1 protein-coding gene is annotated in these 340 nt (G+C 31.8%); it reads left to right on the top strand.

All coding sequences use genetic code 11. The annotated features are described in order from the left end of the window. Positions 1-210: 210 nt before the first annotated feature. Positions 211-340: DUF7660 family protein (locus KVT34_RS33060; protein ID WP_483311467.1), on the top strand; the 130-nt coding region annotated here is incomplete at its 3' end.

The raw sequence follows: 340 nt of genomic DNA on the forward strand, positions 1-340 counted from the left end.
GGAGAAGAGGCGGAGTCTCTTTGAAGACTTCGCCTTAGGTTATATAGCGTGAGTAATCCCGGTATCTATTATTGCATGTGAAGGTGACGCGAGGACAACGTATTAAAGAGTAAGACAAAAGGAACTAAGGAATGGTAATTTAATTATTAAAAATTAAGGGGAATCTATAGCAGTTAGAGGTAGTAGAAAAAATATAAAAGGAGGAATAATGTGGATATCTATAATTTAATTGATAATGTGGATTCAAAAGAAAAACTGATAGAGTTTCTATTTTATTTGCAAAAAGATTTTAAAGGGAATAAGGAGGAATGGGAAAATATAAAAATAGAGAGTTATATAG

Origin of the sequence: Paenibacillus sp. GbtcB18 (genome assembly GCF_019091125.1) — a bacterium.
Classification (GTDB): domain Bacteria; phylum Bacillota; class Bacilli; order Paenibacillales; family NBRC-103111; genus Paenibacillus_F; species Paenibacillus_F chitinolyticus.